Origin of the sequence: Synechococcus sp. W4D4 (assembly GCF_047716805.1) — a bacterium.
Lineage (GTDB): Bacteria > Cyanobacteriota > Cyanobacteriia > PCC-6307 > Cyanobiaceae > Vulcanococcus.
The window spans coordinates 2,315,437-2,331,232 of the sequence record NZ_CP180404.1 but is presented as its reverse complement, the minus strand read 5'-3'; the positions used below and the strand labels follow the sequence as shown (position 1 = coordinate 2,331,232).

The 15,796-nt window shown below is 65.5% G+C and carries 16 protein-coding genes; 11 read left to right on the top strand and 5 right to left on the bottom strand.

Annotation, left to right across the window (positions count from 1 at the left end; genetic code table 11):
* Positions 1 to 170 precede the first annotated feature (170 nt).
* Positions 171 to 1,034: an acyl-CoA desaturase gene (locus ACLM42_RS12785; protein ID WP_415400187.1), complete on the top strand. Its 864-nt coding sequence runs from the start codon at positions 171 to 173 to the stop codon at positions 1,032 to 1,034.
* Here ACLM42_RS12785 and ACLM42_RS12780 read toward each other — a convergent pair.
* The gene (locus ACLM42_RS12780; protein WP_415399323.1) at positions 1,031 to 1,807 is read right to left on the bottom strand and encodes a hypothetical protein; all 777 of its coding nucleotides are present in this window, start codon (positions 1,805 to 1,807) and stop codon (positions 1,031 to 1,033) included. The genes ACLM42_RS12785 and ACLM42_RS12780 overlap by 4 nt on opposite strands.
* Positions 1,808 to 1,869: 62 nt before the next feature.
* Here ACLM42_RS12780 and ACLM42_RS12775 point away from each other — a divergent pair, with 62 nt between their 5' ends.
* From ACLM42_RS12775 to ACLM42_RS12745, 7 genes are all read left to right on the top strand, one after another.
* Positions 1,870 to 2,772: an acyl-CoA desaturase gene (locus ACLM42_RS12775; RefSeq protein ID WP_415399322.1), complete on the top strand. Its 903-nt coding sequence runs from the start codon at positions 1,870 to 1,872 to the stop codon at positions 2,770 to 2,772.
* 38 nt (positions 2,773 to 2,810) lie between these two features.
* Complete coding sequence (rplI, locus tag ACLM42_RS12770; RefSeq protein ID WP_247909975.1) at positions 2,811 to 3,269, top strand: 50S ribosomal protein L9; 459 nt, start codon at positions 2,811 to 2,813, stop codon at positions 3,267 to 3,269.
* A 115-nt stretch (positions 3,270 to 3,384) separates the two neighbouring features.
* Positions 3,385 to 4,800, top strand: a complete 1,416-nt coding sequence (gene dnaB / locus ACLM42_RS12765) for a replicative DNA helicase (RefSeq protein WP_247909974.1) — start codon at positions 3,385 to 3,387, stop codon at positions 4,798 to 4,800.
* A gap of 9 nt (positions 4,801 to 4,809) precedes the next feature.
* Complete coding sequence (gene mnmG, locus ACLM42_RS12760; RefSeq protein ID WP_415399321.1) at positions 4,810 to 6,732, top strand: tRNA uridine-5-carboxymethylaminomethyl(34) synthesis enzyme MnmG; 1,923 nt, start codon at positions 4,810 to 4,812, stop codon at positions 6,730 to 6,732.
* A 24-nt stretch (positions 6,733 to 6,756) separates the two neighbouring features.
* Positions 6,757 to 7,437 carry a hypothetical protein gene (locus tag ACLM42_RS12755; RefSeq protein ID WP_415399320.1) on the top strand — a complete coding sequence of 227 codons (681 nt, stop codon included), beginning with the start codon at positions 6,757 to 6,759 and terminating at the stop codon, positions 7,435 to 7,437.
* Positions 7,397 to 8,062, top strand: coding sequence for a chorismate lyase (locus tag ACLM42_RS12750; RefSeq protein WP_415399319.1), 666 nt, complete (start codon positions 7,397 to 7,399; stop codon positions 8,060 to 8,062). The genes ACLM42_RS12755 and ACLM42_RS12750 overlap by 41 nt, the downstream gene beginning before the upstream one ends.
* A 70-nt stretch (positions 8,063 to 8,132) precedes the next feature.
* Positions 8,133 to 8,489 carry a hypothetical protein gene (locus ACLM42_RS12745; RefSeq protein ID WP_247909971.1) on the top strand — a complete coding sequence of 119 codons (357 nt, stop codon included), beginning with the start codon at positions 8,133 to 8,135 and terminating at the stop codon, positions 8,487 to 8,489.
* Here ACLM42_RS12745 and ACLM42_RS12740 read toward each other — a convergent pair.
* Both ACLM42_RS12740 and ACLM42_RS12735 read right to left on the bottom strand, forming a co-directional pair.
* Positions 8,426 to 9,001 (bottom strand): hypothetical protein, encoded by a 576-nt coding sequence (locus ACLM42_RS12740; protein ID WP_415399318.1) that lies wholly within the window; start codon positions 8,999 to 9,001, stop codon positions 8,426 to 8,428. The two genes, ACLM42_RS12745 and ACLM42_RS12740, sit on opposite strands and share 64 nt — an antisense overlap.
* Before the next feature lie 133 nt (positions 9,002 to 9,134).
* Positions 9,135 to 9,665, bottom strand: coding sequence for a SprT family zinc-dependent metalloprotease (locus ACLM42_RS12735; RefSeq protein WP_415399317.1), 531 nt, complete (start codon positions 9,663 to 9,665; stop codon positions 9,135 to 9,137).
* 83 nt (positions 9,666 to 9,748) lie between these two features.
* On the opposite strand from ACLM42_RS12735, the gene ACLM42_RS12730 reads away from it, so the two are divergent.
* Genes ACLM42_RS12730 through ACLM42_RS12720 form a run of 3 tightly spaced genes read left to right on the top strand, consistent with a single transcriptional unit; the run spans position 9,749 to position 12,405 of the window.
* Positions 9,749 to 10,177 (top strand): DUF4864 domain-containing protein, encoded by a 429-nt coding sequence (locus ACLM42_RS12730; protein ID WP_247909968.1) that lies wholly within the window; start codon positions 9,749 to 9,751, stop codon positions 10,175 to 10,177.
* Positions 10,178 to 10,189: 12 nt separating this feature from the next.
* Positions 10,190 to 12,235: an NAD-dependent DNA ligase LigA gene (gene ligA / locus ACLM42_RS12725; RefSeq protein WP_415399316.1), complete on the top strand. Its 2,046-nt coding sequence runs from the start codon at positions 10,190 to 10,192 to the stop codon at positions 12,233 to 12,235.
* Positions 12,232 to 12,405 carry a hypothetical protein gene (locus tag ACLM42_RS12720; RefSeq protein WP_247909966.1) on the top strand — a complete coding sequence of 58 codons (174 nt, stop codon included), beginning with the start codon at positions 12,232 to 12,234 and terminating at the stop codon, positions 12,403 to 12,405. The genes ligA and ACLM42_RS12720 overlap by 4 nt, the downstream gene beginning before the upstream one ends.
* On the opposite strand, the gene ACLM42_RS12715 is transcribed toward ACLM42_RS12720, so the two are convergent.
* On the bottom strand, positions 12,390 to 12,995 hold the full coding sequence (locus ACLM42_RS12715) for a TVP38/TMEM64 family protein (protein WP_415399315.1): 606 nt from the start codon (positions 12,993 to 12,995) through the stop codon (positions 12,390 to 12,392). The genes ACLM42_RS12720 and ACLM42_RS12715 overlap by 16 nt on opposite strands.
* Positions 12,995 to 15,775: a valine--tRNA ligase gene (locus ACLM42_RS12710; protein WP_415399314.1), complete on the bottom strand. Its 2,781-nt coding sequence runs from the start codon at positions 15,773 to 15,775 to the stop codon at positions 12,995 to 12,997. Before ACLM42_RS12710 ends, ACLM42_RS12715 begins: the two co-directional genes overlap by 1 nt.
* Positions 15,776 to 15,796 lie beyond the last annotated feature (21 nt).

The following is a 15,796-nucleotide window of genomic DNA, read 5'->3' as shown; positions in this document are numbered from 1 at the left end:
GTGCGCAGGCTCCCTTTCTGGAGCATTTCAGCGAGCCACGCCTGCGCCCCCTTCAGGAGTTCACTTTGGTCCTAGCCCACGACACCGCTGCGGCGGCCCACCCCTCCCAGCGAGACGGGGCGGACCAAGCCAGCGGATCCAATGGGTACACCGCTGCCCAGGAGGCTCGGATGCGCGCCGCTCTGGTGGTGCCCCGTGCTCAGCTTCCACGCAGTCAGAAGAAATACAAGTTCGGAACGACCAGCTTCATGCTGGCGATCCACATCGGTGCCGTCTTTGCGCTGCTGCCGCAGTACTGGAGCTGGCAAGGGGTTGCCGTGCTTGCAGTCCTGTATTGGACCACCGTGATCGGGGTCACCCTGGGGCTGCACCGTCTGGTGGCCCACCGCAGCTTTGTCGCTCCTAAGTGGGTGGAGCGCGTCCTAGTGGTAATGGGCACCCTGGCCTGCCAAAGCGGTCCGATTGAGTGGGTGGGCCTGCATCGCCACCACCACAAGTTCTCCGACCAGCCCAACGACCACCACGACGCTGCCCGCGGCCTGTGGTGGGCCCACAGCGACTGGATGCTCCATGACATCCCCGCGATCAAGGAGATCCATCGCTTCACCGGCGACATGCTCCAGGACCCGCTCTACCGCTGGCTCGACCGCTGGTTCCTGCTGCTGCAGATCCCTCTGGGCGCGGCCATCTATTGGTACGGCAACGCCGCCCAAGTCCACGGCGGCGGCCTGGGCCTGGTGCTCTGGGCCATTCCCCTGCGCCTGGTGCTCGTCTACCACGTGACCTGGCTGGTGAACTCCGCCACCCACGCCTTCGGCTACCGCAACTTCGACTGCCCTGACCTGTCCCGCAATTGCTGGTGGGTCGCGATTCTGAGTTTCGGTGAGGGCTGGCACAACAACCACCACGCCCACCCCTCCAGCGCCCGCCACGGCCTGCGCTGGTTCGAGTTCGACATCACCTGGCAGCACATCAAGCTGCTGCGCAAGCTGGGCTGGGCCAAGCGTGTGCGCGAAGCCCGCTACACCGGCTAGGCCTGCAATTGACGTCGGATCGCATCCGCCAAATCGGACTCACCGTCTCCTTGGCCCGGCTGCTCCAGCAGTCGGGCTTTTTGGCGCAAGAGATCCAGAAATTGATCGGCGCCGAGCTCCTGCTCATCCGCCGCCCCCAGGACTGCCAGGGTCCGGCGCAGGTCGGCCAGCTCAGCATCTAACTCCTCAGCGCTGTAGTCCCGCTGACCGGCCATCACCTCGGCGAAGCGCTCCCGTCGCTGCCGCTTGTCCACCGGATAGGCAGCGATCAACTGCTCCCGGCAGAGCCGCCAGGGACGCCCGGCCGTCAGAAGTTCCGCCAGGGCAGCGCTCAAACCTGCGGCCTCCTCCACCGCAATACGGAGGTCAAATGCCCCTGGGGGCTGACGCAGGCCCACAAAAATCTCGAACAGCTCCGCCGGTCCCAAGGGAACTCCGTCATCCGTCGTGAGTGGGAGCGCAGAAGCCTGCAGAGCGGCGAGCAACTCAGGCTGATCGCTGATTTGCTGCTGCAAATCCGCAGAAATCCCCATCGCCTCCTGCTGAGCCAGCGTTTGATTGAGGCGCCCAAGCACCACAAAGAGCTCCGGCCCTGGGGAAACCAACTTGCGATTACGCAGGTTGGAGAGCTGGGAGTTATGGACCCGACCGAGCTCAAGCCGCTCAGCCAAGGCCGGCAAAACCCTTTGACTCCAGCCATTCCGCTCGTGCCAGACCTTGATCAGATGTCCAAACGCATCCCGACCCGCTTCGAGTTCGTCCCGATAATTCACCCGATACGGATCCGTACTGCTACCATTTTAGCGAGAACAACGCGTCCGTATCGGGAGGGGGCATGACCGCCACCATTAGCCGCAGTAGCGCCTGGGCCAACCACACCCAGTCGCCCATCACAGAACTCCCCCGCAACTGGGTAGTGATCAGCTTCATGGCCGCCCTGCATGGCCTAGCCCTCGTTGCCCTGCTTCCGCGCTTCTGGAGCTGGGAATCGACCGGCACCTTGGTGATCCTCTATTGGGTCACGGCCTGCCTGGGGGTCACCATTGGCTACCACCGACTTCTGTCCCATAGGGCCCTGCGGGTTCCCCATTGGCTGGAGCGCGTCTTCGCCACCTGCGGCGCCCTGAGCTGCCAGCACGGACCGATTGACTGGGTCGGCCTGCACCGCCACCACCACAAGTTTTCAGATACGGATTCAGATCACCACAACAGCCACCGCGGCTTTTGGTGGAGCCACATGGGCTGGATGTTCCGCGACATTCCCGCCGAGCGAGCCGTGCCGCAGTTCACGGGGGACCTGGCCAAGGACCCGTACTACCGCTGGCTGAACCGCTGGTTCCTGCTGCTGCAGCTGCCCTTGGCCGGACTGCTGTTCTGGATCGGCAGCGTCAGCGGGGCCGGCGGCTGGGCCCTGGTGCTTTGGGGGATTCCCCTACGCCTGGTGCTCGTCTACCACTGCACCTGGCTGGTGAACTCCGCCACCCACCGCTGGGGCTACATCCGGCACAGCAGTGGCGACGCCTCCCGCAATAACCCTTGGGTGGCCGCCCTGACCTTTGGCGAGGGCTGGCACAACACCCACCACGCCTACCCCCACTCGGCTCGCCATGGCTGGGGCTGGCGCGAACCGGACCTCACCTGGATGCACATCCAATTGCTGCAACGGCTGGGCCTCGCCAAGCAGGTGCGGCTGCCCGCTCCGCTGCTAGCACAGGCCGCAAGTGGTGGCGTAATCTGATTAATCGCCAAATTCGCTGATCGTTCGACTGCAACCCCATGGCTAAGCGCGTATCCGTAGTCCTCAGCGAGGACGTCCTGAGCCTGGGCAAGAACGGTGACCTGGTGGAAGTTGCCCCTGGCTATGCCCGCAACTTCCTCATGCCCCAAGGCAAGGCTGTGCCCCTGACCCCGGCGGTCCTCAAGCAGGTGGAGCACCGCCGCGCTAAGGAAGCTGAGCGTCAGGCCGCCCTCAAGCAGGAAGCGCTCGACTTCCGCACGGCCCTCGACACCATCGGCCGCTTCACCGTTAAGAAGCAGACCGGTGGAGATGACGTGCTGTTCGGCACCGTGACCAACGCCGATGTGGCTGAAGCCATCGAGGCCGCCACCAAGAAGGAAGTAGATCGCCGCGACATCATCGTTCCCGAAATCCACCGCACCGGCACCTACAAGGTGCAGGTCAAGCTCCACAGCGCCGTCACCGCCGAGATCAACCTGGAAGTGGTCAGCCACTAAGAACCGTTCAACGTGACCTAGGCGATCCCCAGGGTTCCCGTCACAATGAATGCCCCCTTCGCCGTCAGGCCCCAACGGGACTGACGGCTTTTCATTTGCAGACCCACCCAAAGCAATGGTGAGCGTTCCCCTAAGCCAAAGCGACGCCGAGGAGGGCGGCGGCCGCGGAGCGCCCCGGGGTCGGCCACGCGACGACGAGCGTTTCGAGGCGATGCCGGATGGAGTTCCGCCCCAGAACCTGGAGGCCGAAGAAGCGGTCCTGGGCGGGATCCTGCTGGACCCAGATGCCATCGGCCGCGTCGCCGATGTCCTGCAACCGGAGGCCTTCTATCTCTCCGCCCACCGGGAGATCTATCGCACCGCCTTGATGCTGCATAGCCAGGGCAAACCAACGGACCTGACGGCGATGACCGCCTGGCTGGCGGATACCAGCACCCTCGAGAAGGTGGGGGGTAGCAGCCGGCTGGTGGAGCTGGTGGAGCGCACGCTCTCGACGGCCTCGATCGACCAGGTGGCGCGCCTGGTGATGGACAAATTCCTGCGCCGTCAGCTGATCCGCTCCGGCAACGAGGTGATCCAGCTGGGCTTCGATCAGGGCAAGCCGATGGAGCAGGTGCTCGATGAGGCCGAACAGAAGATCTTTGCCATCAGTCAGGAGAAGCCGAGCACGGGTCTGACCCCCACCGCCGAAATCCTGACCGCCACCTTTAACGAGATCGAGAGCCGCTCCCTGGGAACGGCCGTTGCGGGCATCCCGGTCAACTTCTACGACCTCGATGCCATGACCCAGGGGCTGCAGCGCAGCGACCTGATCATCATTGCCGGTCGTCCCGCCATGGGCAAAACCGCGATCACGCTGAACCTGGCCAAAAACGTGGCCCAGCTCCACAACCTGCCGGTCTGCGTGTTCTCGCTGGAGATGAGCAAGGAGCAGCTCACCTACCGCTTGCTGGCGATGGAAGTGGGCATCGAAAGCGGCCGGCTGCGCACTGGCCGGCTGCAGCCAGAGGAGTGGCCGCTGCTGGGGCAAGGCATCAGCACCCTGGGGCAGATGCCGATTTACATCGATGACAAACCAAACGCGGGGGTGCTGGAGATGCGCTCCCTCTGCCGGCGGCTGATGGCCGAGAGCGGCAAGGAGCTGGGGGTCGTGATCATTGACTACCTGCAGCTCATGGAAGGGAGCGGCTCCGACAACCGCGTCCAAGAGCTCTCGCGGATCACCCGTGGTCTCAAGCAGATGGCCCGTGAACTGAACGTTCCGGTGATCGCCCTTTCCCAGCTCAGCCGGGGCGTCGAGTCCCGCACCAACAAGCGGCCGATGCTCAGTGACCTGAGGGAATCGGGATCGATCGAGCAGGACGCGGACCTGGTGCTGATGATCTATCGGGACGAGTACTACAACCCCGATACCCCAGACCGGGGCATCACCGAGATCATCGTGACCAAGCACCGGAATGGTCCGGTGGGTACGGTCAAGCTGCTGTTTGAGCCGCAGTACACCCGCTTCCGCAACCTGGCGGCGCCGTAGCGTCAAAGGATGGTTTCCGCTGACTTCGCCCCGATTGAGCACTTCGACGTGATCGTCGTGGGCGGCGGTCATGCCGGTTGTGAAGCGGCCATCACCGCAGCTCGCCTGGGCTGCAGCACCGCTCTCTTTTCTCTGAATCTCGACCGGATCGCCTGGCAGCCCTGCAATCCGGCAGTGGGCGGACCGGCTAAAAGCCAGCTGGTCCACGAGGTGGATGCCCTCGGTGGCGTGATCGGCCGGCTTGCCGATGCCACCGCCCTGCAGAAACGCGTGCTCAATGCCAGCCGCGGGCCCGCGGTCTGGGCCCTGCGGGCGCAAACCGACAAACGCCAATACTCCCGCCAGATGCTGCAGCTGCTGCAGCACACCCCAAACCTGGCCCTGCGCGAGGCGATGGTGACCGGACTCGTGGTCGAGGACGCCGCCATCCAAGGCGTGCGGACCTACTTCGGCAGTACCTACAGCGCCGGGGCCGTGATCCTGACCGCCGGAACCTTCCTGGGCGGGCAGATCTGGGTTGGGCATCAATCGATGTCCGCGGGCCGCGCGGGTGAGCAGGCCGCCGAGGGCTTAACCGAGGCCCTCCAGGAACTGGGATTCCAAACCGACCGCCTCAAAACGGGCACGCCCGCCCGGGTGGACCGCCGCAGCATCGCCCTCGATCAACTGGAGGAGCAACCCAGCGACGCCGCCGATCGCTTCTTCTCCTTTGATCCCGCCAGCTGGGTCAGTGGTGAGCACATGAGCTGCCACATCACCCGCACGACCGCGGCCACCCATCAGCTGATCAAAGACAACCTGCACCTCACCCCGATTTACGGCGGGGTGATTGACAGCAAAGGGCCCCGCTACTGCCCCTCGATCGAAGACAAGATCGTGCGCTTTGCCGACAAGGACAGCCACCAGATCTTCCTGGAGCCCGAGGGCCGAGACACCCCGGAGATCTATGTCCAGGGTTTCTCCACGGGACTGCCGGAGCGGCTGCAACTGGAGCTGCTGCGCACCCTGCCGGGCCTGGAGCAGTGCGTGATGCTGCGGCCGGCCTACGCCGTGGATTACGACTACCTGCCCGCCACCCAGCTCAAACCCTCACTGGAGACCAAACGGGTCAAGGGGCTCTTCAGTGCCGGCCAACTCAACGGAACCACCGGCTACGAGGAAGCCGCGGCCCAGGGGCTCGTGGCCGGCCTCAATGCCGTGCGTCAGTTACGGCAGCAGGAGCCGGTCCACTTCCCGCGGGAGGGGAGCTACATCGGCACGATGATCGATGACCTGATCACCAAGGACCTGCGGGAGCCCTACCGGGTGCTGACCAGCCGCAGTGAATACCGCCTGGTCCTGCGTGGAGACAACGCCGACCGCCGACTGACCCCCCTCGGCCGCGAGCTGGGTTTGATCGACGACCGTCGCTGGGACATCTACCAGCGCAAACAGGAGGCGATCGAGGCCGAAAAACATCGGCTGGAGAGCGTGCGCCTCAAAGTCAGCGACCCGGTTGCGCCTGCAGTGGCCGAGGAAACCAAAGCGGCGATCAAGGGATCCATCACCCTGGCCGACCTGCTGCGGCGCCCGGGATTCCACAGCGGAGACCTGGTGCGCCATGGCCTCGCCGAGGCCGAACTCCCCCTGGATGTCCGCGAGGGAGCTGAGATCGACATCAAATACAGCGGCTATCTGGCCCGGCAGCAACAGCAAATCGACCAGCTGAAAAAGCAAGCCGAACGGAGCATCCCCGAAGGGATTGATTACGAAGGCATCGGCACCCTGTCGCGGGAAGCGCGCGAGAAGCTCAGCACCATTCAACCGAGCAACCTGGGGCAGGCCTCGCGGATCCCCGGAGTCAGCCATGCCGACGTGACGGCCCTGATGCTCTGGCTGGAATTGGAAAGTCGCCGCAACAGCACCCTCGTCAGCACACCGCAAAGCCGATAGGGTTCGGCGACAGCGCTACCCCGCGTGAGCCCCCTTCGCTCCACCAACACCTCGAGGGCTTATTGGGAGCTCAAGGCCGAGCAGGTGATGGATCGGGTGTTCCATCCGTCACCTCCGCAAGGGAGCAAAGAGAGAAGTGAGCTGCAGGAGGCGATCGAAGTCGACGTCCGCGAAGCCACGCCAACCCAGGCGAGCCGTCCGACCCCAACGGCGCGCTTCCAAAGCCTGCACTCCAAGCAGTGGCTCTTCGCCGCACTGCTCCTCTGCGCCCTGGGTGGCGGTGTGGGGCTCTGGCAGGGCTGGAACACGGCGCAATGGCAACTCCGGCTCGAGCGCAACGCTCGGCTGCTGAGCGACCTGCGCAACCTCAAGACCAGCGAAAAACCCACCTCCAGCGACTCCCTACCGCCGCCGCCAGTGGAGGAAGCCTGGATCGCGCAACTGCCACCACTGCCCGCGGTTCCAGCCCCGCCTGAGATCGCGGCCACTTCGCCGCAGCCCGTCCTACCCGAACTCGTCGGCGTGGTCCAAATCCCCGGCCAGCGGGGGTCGGCCATTTTTCAGCAGGGAACGAGCTCTAGCAACGCCCTCGTCGGGGAACAAATCGGCAGCAGCGGCTGGCGGCTGATCTCGATCCAAAGCGATGGCGCTCTGATCGAACGCAATGGCATGCGCCGGCGCGTCAGCATCGGAGCAGGTCTTTGAAGCCCAGATCCTGAGCAGCCCGCATCAAGTCACTGAGCTCTGGCCCTCGCCCCGGCCCCTCTGGCAAGCCACCCCGGAGGCGGTGGCCGCTGGAAGCTGCAGCGATGCCACCAGCGATGGCCCTCAACTCAGTGGGCCCTGGCGCCTCCTGCTCCTGGGGGATGGCAGTCCTACCCGGCACCTGCAGTCACTGACAGGGCAGCCCGTTCAGGTGGAAGTGATCGCCATGCAGGCGGATCAACAGGTGGAGCAGGAAGCCCCCCAAGAGGTCGAAGAGCTCGAGCCCCCCTTGCTGCGGCGCCAGGTCTGGCTGCGCTGCGGCCCCCTCACCCTGGCCTGGGCCGAGAGTTGGTGGAACCAACAGCAAGCGGACCACCACCTGCAGGCGCGCAATCAACCCATCTGGACCAGCCTTACCGCCAACCGCGCCGAGCTCTACCGCGAGGTCGATGGCCTAGCCCGCGTTCAAGCGCCTTGGCTGGAGGAGGGGTTTGGGATTCCTGGCCCCTATTGGAGCCGGCACTACCGCTTTTTCCGCGGGGGCCGGGAGTTGACGGTGATCCGCGAGGTGTTCTCACCACTCCTGGAGCGCTGGCTCGGCCCCGCCGAACACAAAACTCCATAACATTTTCTTGCAGGTGTTACGAGTTGAGCCAAAAAAGGATTGACAGCTTGCGGGGAAATGTGCTCCCGGGATGATTGACCTACAGCAAGTGATGGTCATGACCGTGATTCCCCTCAGGCGCCGCTCCAGGAGACGGCCCCACACCAGCACCAGCCCACCTCAGCTCACACTGGTGGAGCAATGGGCATCCCTGCTGGAACTCCTCTGGGACGGCTGCGCTTCAATCAGCACCAGTGCCGAGCAAATGGCCGAGGACCTGCCCCGCGATCTGATCGGGCCGGTGAACGCCCAACTCCGACAGCAGGGCTGCGCCTTTCAAGTCCAGAAGCAGCAAACCCGAACCCCCCGCTCCAAGCACCAGGTTCAGCGCACCCGCCGCCGGGTTGAACGAGGCAGCGACCTACCGAGGCCTGCATCAAACGGCTGAGGGTCCACCACCTCAACGGAACGCTCAGGCATCCGCGGGCTGGCCTCACGCTTCCAGCGATTCAGCGTGAAGTTCTCGTCTTCAGGCCAAGCGTCAGGATCGACGGGTTCCTGCGCTGGAGCGGGAACTGGTGCCGTGGGCTGCGGCTCCATGCGCACTGGAGCAGGGGCCGAATTCGGCCGCATGGAGCGGCCCCGCCGGGAAATTGCATCCAAGGGCTGCCGGCGTCGTTGGGGCGCTGAGGGCTCCTCCCAGGACTCCCGCCAGCCGTCGTCATCCTCCAGCAGCCAATCGATCTTGTCTTCCACCCAGCGACCCACCTGATCCAGACGAAGGCTGGAGGAGCGGCGAGCGCCCGGACGGGCACCGGAAACGCCATCCACCAACTGACGACCAGCCGAGACCCATTGGTCCATCCGCTGGTCCAATCCCCGCTCGGTGCGCCGCTCACCACGGCGGTAGGCCGGGCGCTCAGGCCGCTCAGAGGACCAGTCGTCGTAGGAGTCGGGCATCTGATCAGGCTAGTGAGGCCTACCCCCGTCCCAGGCGACGGGCACGCAGCCAGCGTTCACGCCCCAGTCCCACCAGGGCGATCGAGACACCGCTGAGCTGCCAAACCCAAAGAACCGTGGCCATGGGCGGAACTTAGGCGGCGGAGCGCTCAAAGACCAGCTGAAAACGGGCGCTCCAACGGCCCCCTTCAAAGCGCTCGCAGCACGACCGGCAGGCAACCCCCTGGCGGCGGCGGCGGTAGGGGGACTGCAGACCGCAGCCGGGGCATCGCGCGAGCCACTTCGCTGGTTGCGCCGGCACGGGGAAGCTATGGCGCACGCTGACTTGAAATGCCTGCTGAGCCCCATTGATCGCCGCCATCCGCGCGCGGAAATGGGGGCCGTGCACCTCATCGGCCCGCACCACCCGATGAATCCAGGCGTGAATCATTTCGTGGCAAAGCGTGCTGAGGCACGCCTCCAGCGGCAGCGGTTCCAGCAACGGGCGCGAGAGGACGATCTCACTAATGCCCGGTCCGTAGCGATAGAGCCCTGCGCTACGGCGCATCCGCCCATCGCTCCAACGCACGCTCACCAGGCTGGTCCCATCGGCGCTGGCCAAGGAACCCTCGAAGTGCTCGCGGTTGAGGCGGTGATACAGCGGCAGCAGAGGGGCCAGGGGCACGCCGAAGGAGCTGGACGGCTGCGCCGCATTCTGACGGGCCCGTCAGTCAGACTCATGGGCCGCATGTACTCGTCCCGGGCGCGATGGACCTCAATACGGCCCTGATCTCTCAGATCGGAACCAAAGCCCTGTTGGCTGGCGCCGGGGCCCTGCTCCTCTACTGGACCATCACCGCCGTGAAGCTGGTGCTGGAAGCCCGGGGGATCAATCCGGTGATCAAGCAGTTCTTCACCCAGGTGGCCTCTGGTCGGATTGACGCCGCCTACCTGCTGACCACCAAGAACTACCGCTCCCACGTGAATCGGCAGCAGTTCATTCGCTTCCTGGCGGGACTGCAGCTGAACAAGTACCGCAACCTCAAGTCCGGTCGTCCCCGGATCCAGGAAGACCAGATCACCTTGACCGTGAAGCTCAAGGCCGAAGACAACGCCGAGCTTCCCCTGGACTTCACCTTCGTCAAGGTCGAGGACGACTGGAAGGTCGATCGGATTCAAAAAATGGCCGCCGCCTGATCACGCCCTGCCGTGAGCAGCACCACCAGCGAGCCCCAGGCACGCGCGAGCGAACTGCGCGCCCTGCTCAACCAAGCCGCGCACGCCTACTACGTGCTCGACGCCCCCGTGATGGAGGACTCGGTCTACGACCGCCTCTATCGCGAGCTCCTGGAGCTGGAGAACGCCGACCCCAGCCTGATTGCCGTCGATAGCCCCACCCAACGGGTCGGGGGTGCACCAGCGGCGGGCTTCAGCAGCGTTCGCCACAGGATTGGACTGCTCAGCCTCGACAACGCCTTCAACACCACGGAGCTCGAGGCCTGGTACGGCCGCTTGCTGAAGGTGCTCGATCGTGAGCCGGGCACCGCCCTGCCGATGGTCGGTGAACTGAAGATCGACGGCAATGCCCTGGCCCTCAGCTACGAGAACGGGGTGCTGGTGCGGGCAGCCACCCGCGGCGACGGCGAGCAAGGGGAAGAGATCACCGCCAATGTCCGCACGATCGCCTCGGTCCCGCTGCGGTTGCAGCTGGAGAACCCACCGGCCTGGCTCGAGGTCCGCGGCGAAGCCCTGATCCCCGATGGCACCTTCGCCGCCATCAACAACGAGCGTCAGGCCCGCGGCGAAGCCCTCTTCGCCAACCCCCGCAACGCCTGTGCCGGCACCCTGCGGCAGCTGGACCCCAAGGTGGTCGCCGCGCGCAAGCTCGACTTCTTCGCCTACACCCTGCACCTTCCCCAGGACTGGAGTGAAGGGCCCGCCAGCCAGTGGGACGCGCTGGAGTGGCTCAAACAAGCGGGCTTCAAGGTCAATCCCAACGCCGCGCTCCTGCCGGATCTGGAGGCGGTCGAAGCGTTCTTTGAGCACTGGGACGACGGCCGCCGCCAGCTGAACTACGCCACCGATGGCGTCGTCGTGAAACTCAACGACCTCAAGCTCCAAGACAGCGCTGGCTTCACCCAGAAGGCTCCCCGCTGGGCCATCGCCCTGAAGTACCCCGCCGAGGAAGCCCCCAGCAAACTGCTGCGGCTCAGCTGCCAAGTGGGACGAACAGGGGTCATCACCCCAGTGGCCGAATTTGAACCCGTGCCACTGGCCGGCACCAGCGTCAGTCGGGCCACCCTGCACAACGCCGATCGACTGGTGGAGCTCGATCTCCACGCCGGCGACACGATCGTCGTGCGTAAGGCCGGCGAAATCATTCCGGAGGTGGTCCGGGTCCTGCCGGAGCTGCGCCCGGCCGCAGCCAAACGATTGGAGCTCCCCCACACCTGCCCGGAATGCGGTTCCGAGCTCGTCCGCGAAGAAGGGGAAGCCGCCACCCGCTGCGTCAACAGCAGCTGTCCCGCCATCCTGCGCGGCGCCCTGCGCCATTGGGTCAGCAAAAGCGCCCTCGATGTCGATGGCCTGGGCAGCAAATTGATTGAACAACTGGTGGACCGGGGCCTGGTGGGCTCCATCGCCGACCTCTACCGGCTCGACGGGGCCCTGCTCTGCAGCCTGGAGCGCATGGGCAGCAAGAGCGCCGAGAACCTCGTGGCCGCCCTGGCGCAGTCCAAGCAACAGCCGTGGCACCGCCAGCTCTATGGCCTGGGCATTCACCATGTGGGCGAGGTCAACGCCAAAGCCCTGGCCAAGGCCTTCCCCAGTGCTGCGGACCTGGCCACCGCCGCGACGGAGACCCCCGAAGCGATTACCGCCGTCTACGGCATCGGCGGCGAGATCGCCCAAAGCCTGCAGCAGTGGTTCTCCACCGGCGCCAACCAGGAGCTGCTAATGGCCCTCGAGCGCCTGGGCTTCAGCCTGGCCAGCGCTGAAGAGGAGCAGCCTGAGCCGAGCGGGCCTGCCCCACTGACCGGCCAAACCTTTGTGCTCACCGGCACCCTGCCCAGCCTCAGCCGCTCCCAGGCCCAGGCCCTGATCGAGGCCGCCGGCGGCAAGGTGACCAGCTCGGTCAGCAAAAAAACCAGTTATGTCGTGGCGGGCGAGGAAGCCGGCAGCAAGCTGAGCAAAGCCGAGAGCCTGGGAATCCCCGTGCTCGACGAAGCGAACCTCCAAGCCCTACTGGTCCGATGAACAGCCAGCAGCCACCCGCGATCTACCGCTGGATCAAGACTGAATGCGGCCGGGCCAAGTACGCCGATTTAGCCCAGCGCCCCGGCACCCTCGCCAAGCTGCGGCTGGGCTGGTTCGTGCTGATTGCGGCGCTGCGCGACTGGCGGCTGCCGGATCAATCAGACGGCTGATCGGCCTTTAAGGCCCGCTGGGCAGCGCGGCCCACGAGCCAGACCGAGGCCACCGTGGCGGCGATCCCCACCACCCGCAGGGCCCAGGTCAAGGGATCGGCCTCACCGCTGAGCACCTCGCCAAAGCGGGCCACATCGCCAGCGAGGGCCCCCAAGCCGCAGAACAAGATCGTGCCGGGAATGATCCCGATCAGACCGATCGTGTAGTCGCGCAGGCTCACCTCGCTCAGGCCATAGGCCAAGTTGAGCAAGGAGAAGGGGAACGCTGGCGAGAGGCGGGTGAGCAGCACCAGCTTCAAGCCCTCTCGGCTGACCGCCTGCTCAACAGCCTGCAGCTTGGGGAACGCCTCAAGCCGGCGCAGCGCCCAATCGCGCAGCCAGGTGCGTCCCAGCAAAAAGGCCGCTTCGGCCCCCAGGCAGGCCCCGACAAAGACGATCAAGCTGCCCCACCAAGTGCCGTACAAGGCGCCGGCCAGCATCGACGCCCAGACCCCCGGCAGCAGCAGCGTCACCCAAATCCCATAGAGGGGGATGAACAGCAGAGCCCCAGCAGGGGACTGCAGAACCGGAAGCCAGCTCTGCCAATCCATCAACCCAGGTCGGCCAGGCGCTTGCGGGCCAGCTCCGCCTGGGCTTCCGCTTCCGCCAAGTTGGCCTGGCACTCCGCCACCACCTCAGGGGGGGCCTTGGAGGCGAAATTGGGATTGGAGAGGCGACCCGAGAGCCCCTTGATCTCCTTCTCCGCCTTGGCGATGTCCTTCTCCAGGCGACCCCGCAGCGCCTCGAGATCCACCAGGCCATCGATCGGCAACAACACCTGAAGCTCACCGCTCACACCGGCCAGGGCTTTGGCGGCGGGATTGGCCTCAGCGGCGGCGGGGTCCAGCACCTCCACCCGCTCCGCGCGGGTCAAGGCCGTGATGTCAGCGGTGGCGGCACTCAGCACCGAGGCCAAGGCCGTGCGACCGGTCACGAACCGCACAGGGACGCTCTGGCTGGGCTTCAGACCCGCCACCGCCCGCAGGTTGCGAACCACGCGAATCGCCTCAATCAGGTCGGCGAAGGACGCCTCCAGGTCGTCATCCAGGGCCGAGACGTCGAGGGTCGGCCAGGGCTGCAGGGCCAGGAACGTCTCCTCGGGCTTGCCGTTGAGGCCATGCCAGAGCTCCTCGCTGAGGTGGGGCATCAGGGGATGCAGCATCACCAGCAATTCATTCAGGGCCTTGGCCAGCACCTGGCGGGCCGTGCGTTGATCCGCCAGAGCTTCAGCACTGGGGTTCTCGCCGGGGTTCAAGCGGCGCTTGATCAGCTCGACGTACCAGTCGCAGACCTCGTTCCAGGCGAATTCATAGAGCCCCTTCGCCGCCTCCCCGAGGCCATAGCTGCCGTAGCGCTCAGCGCTATCGCGGTTCACCCGGGCCAGCCGCGACAGGATCCAACGGTCCGCCAGCTGCAGGGCCGCAGGGTCAGGCTCACCCAGGCTCGCGGGGGTCTCGCCGCCCAGGTTCATCAGGGCGAAGCGGGTGACGTTCCAGAGCTTGTTGGCGAAGTTGCGCGAGGCCTCGACCGTGGCGGAGGTGTCTGACTTGCGGTCGTAGTCCAGGCGAATGTCCTGGCCAGCGCCGGCCACCTCACGCACCAGGGCAAAGCGCAGAGCGTCGGCGCCGTAGCGGTCGATCAGCAGCAGCGGGTCGATGCCATTGCCCGCCGACTTGCTCATCTTGCGGTTGTTCTCATCCCGCACCAGGCCGTGGATGTAGACGTCCTGGAACGGCATTCGCCCGGTGAAGGCGCCGGCCATCATCGTCATCCGGGCCACCCAGAAAAAGATGATGTCGAAACCCGTCACCAGCACGCTGGTGGGGTACCAGCGCTGCAGATCCGCCGCCTCGGCATGGGGCCAACCCATGGTGGAGAAGGGCCATAGACCGCTGGAGAACCAGGTGTCGAGGGCGTCAGGGTCCTGCTCCAGGGCGGCACCGGCACCGAATTGGGCTTCGGCTTTGCGCTGGGCCTCGCCTTCATCACGGGCCACGACATAGGGCGTGCTGTCGGTGATCACACCGCCGGTTTCGCTCACCACAAACCAGGCGGGAATGCGATGGCCCCACCAAAGCTGGCGGGAGATGCACCAATCGCGGATGTCAGTGAGCCAATCGCGGTAGACCTTGCTCCAGCGCTCCGGCACAAAACGTGGATCGGCCTGATCCAACGCCTCACGGCAGCGGGCCGCCAAGGGCTCGGTTTTGACGAACCACTGGGTCGAGAGCAGCGGCTCCACGGGCACCTTGCCCCGGTCGGAGAAGGGAACGCTGTGGCGGTAGTCCTCCACCTTCACCAGGAAGCCCTCCTCCTCCATGGCCGCCACCACGGCCTTGCGGGCTTCAAAGCGATCGAGTCCTTGGAAGCGACCGGCGGCCTCATTCATCGAGCCGTCCTTCGCCATCACTGTGATCAGCGGCAGGTTGTGGCGCTGACCGATCGCGAAGTCGTTGGGGTCGTGGGCGGGGGTGACTTTGACGCAGCCCGTCCCGAACTCCGCATCGACGTGGTCGTCGGCCACGATCGGAATCTCCCGGCCCACCAGCGGCAGGGTCAGGGTCTGGCCCACCAGCTCGCCATAACGCGGATCCTTGGGATTCACCGCCACCCCGGTGTCACCCAAGAGGGTTTCCGGGCGGGTCGTGGCCACCTCCAGGAAGCCCTTGCCGCTGCTCAGGGGATAGCGGAAATGCCAGAGGTGACCATCCACCTCCTTCATCTCCACCTCCAGATCGCTCACGGCGGATCCAGACGCGGGGCACCAATTCACCAGGTATTCACCCCGGTAGATCAAGCCCTGCTCATGCAGGCGATTAAAGGCTTCGATCACCGCTTCGCTGCAGCCGGCGTCGAGGGTGAAGCGCTCCCGGCGCCAGTCGACTGAGTAGCCGAGGCGACGCAGCTGGCCGACGATCGTGCCGCCGCTCTGGGCCTTCCATTCCCAGGCCTTCTCCAGGAAGGCCTCACGGCCGAGGTCTTCCTTGCGCTTGCCGTCCGCCTTGAGCTGCTTCTCCAGGATCGTCTGCACGGCGATCGAGGCGTGGTCGGTGCCGGGCAGGCACAACACGTTTTTGCCCTGGAGCCGCTGGAAACGGACGATCGTGTCGATCAGGGCCGTGTTGAACGCGTGGCCCATGTGCAGGCTGCCGGTCACGTTCGGCGGTGGAATCACCACCGAAAACGGCTCACCGGGGGCCTTCGGGTCGGGGTGAAAGGCTCCTTGTGCTTCCCAGGCCTGCTGCCAGCGCGCCTCGGTACCCACCGGGTCATAGGTCTTGGACAGAGCCTCCGCAGCGGTGGCAGGAGCAGCGGCGGTGGCCTCGGTCACGGGAGCAGATCAGGCAATTCA

What these genes read in the sequence shown, in the direction of transcription:
- dnaB (WP_247909974.1), top strand. Translation starts at nt 3,385, where the DNA reads ATGGTGAGCGTTCCCCTAAGCCAAAGCGACGCCGAGGAGGGCGGCGGC.
- ACLM42_RS12785 (WP_415400187.1), top strand. Translation starts at nt 171, where the DNA reads ATGCGCGCCGCTCTGGTGGTGCCCCGTGCTCAGCTTCCACGCAGTCAG.
- ACLM42_RS12715 (WP_415399315.1), bottom strand. Translation starts at nt 12,995, where the DNA reads ATGGATTGGCAGAGCTGGCTTCCGGTTCTGCAGTCCCCTGCTGGGGCT.
- ACLM42_RS12745 (WP_247909971.1), top strand. Translation starts at nt 8,133, where the DNA reads ATGATTGACCTACAGCAAGTGATGGTCATGACCGTGATTCCCCTCAGG.
- rplI (WP_247909975.1), top strand. Translation starts at nt 2,811, where the DNA reads ATGGCTAAGCGCGTATCCGTAGTCCTCAGCGAGGACGTCCTGAGCCTG.
- ACLM42_RS12730 (WP_247909968.1), top strand. Translation starts at nt 9,749, where the DNA reads ATGGACCTCAATACGGCCCTGATCTCTCAGATCGGAACCAAAGCCCTG.
- ACLM42_RS12720 (WP_247909966.1), top strand. Translation starts at nt 12,232, where the DNA reads ATGAACAGCCAGCAGCCACCCGCGATCTACCGCTGGATCAAGACTGAA.
- ACLM42_RS12740 (WP_415399318.1), bottom strand. Translation starts at nt 9,001, where the DNA reads ATGCCCGACTCCTACGACGACTGGTCCTCTGAGCGGCCTGAGCGCCCG.
- ACLM42_RS12750 (WP_415399319.1), top strand. Translation starts at nt 7,397, where the DNA reads ATGGCATGCGCCGGCGCGTCAGCATCGGAGCAGGTCTTTGAAGCCCAG.
- ACLM42_RS12775 (WP_415399322.1), top strand. Translation starts at nt 1,870, where the DNA reads ATGACCGCCACCATTAGCCGCAGTAGCGCCTGGGCCAACCACACCCAG.
- mnmG (WP_415399321.1), top strand. Translation starts at nt 4,810, where the DNA reads ATGGTTTCCGCTGACTTCGCCCCGATTGAGCACTTCGACGTGATCGTC.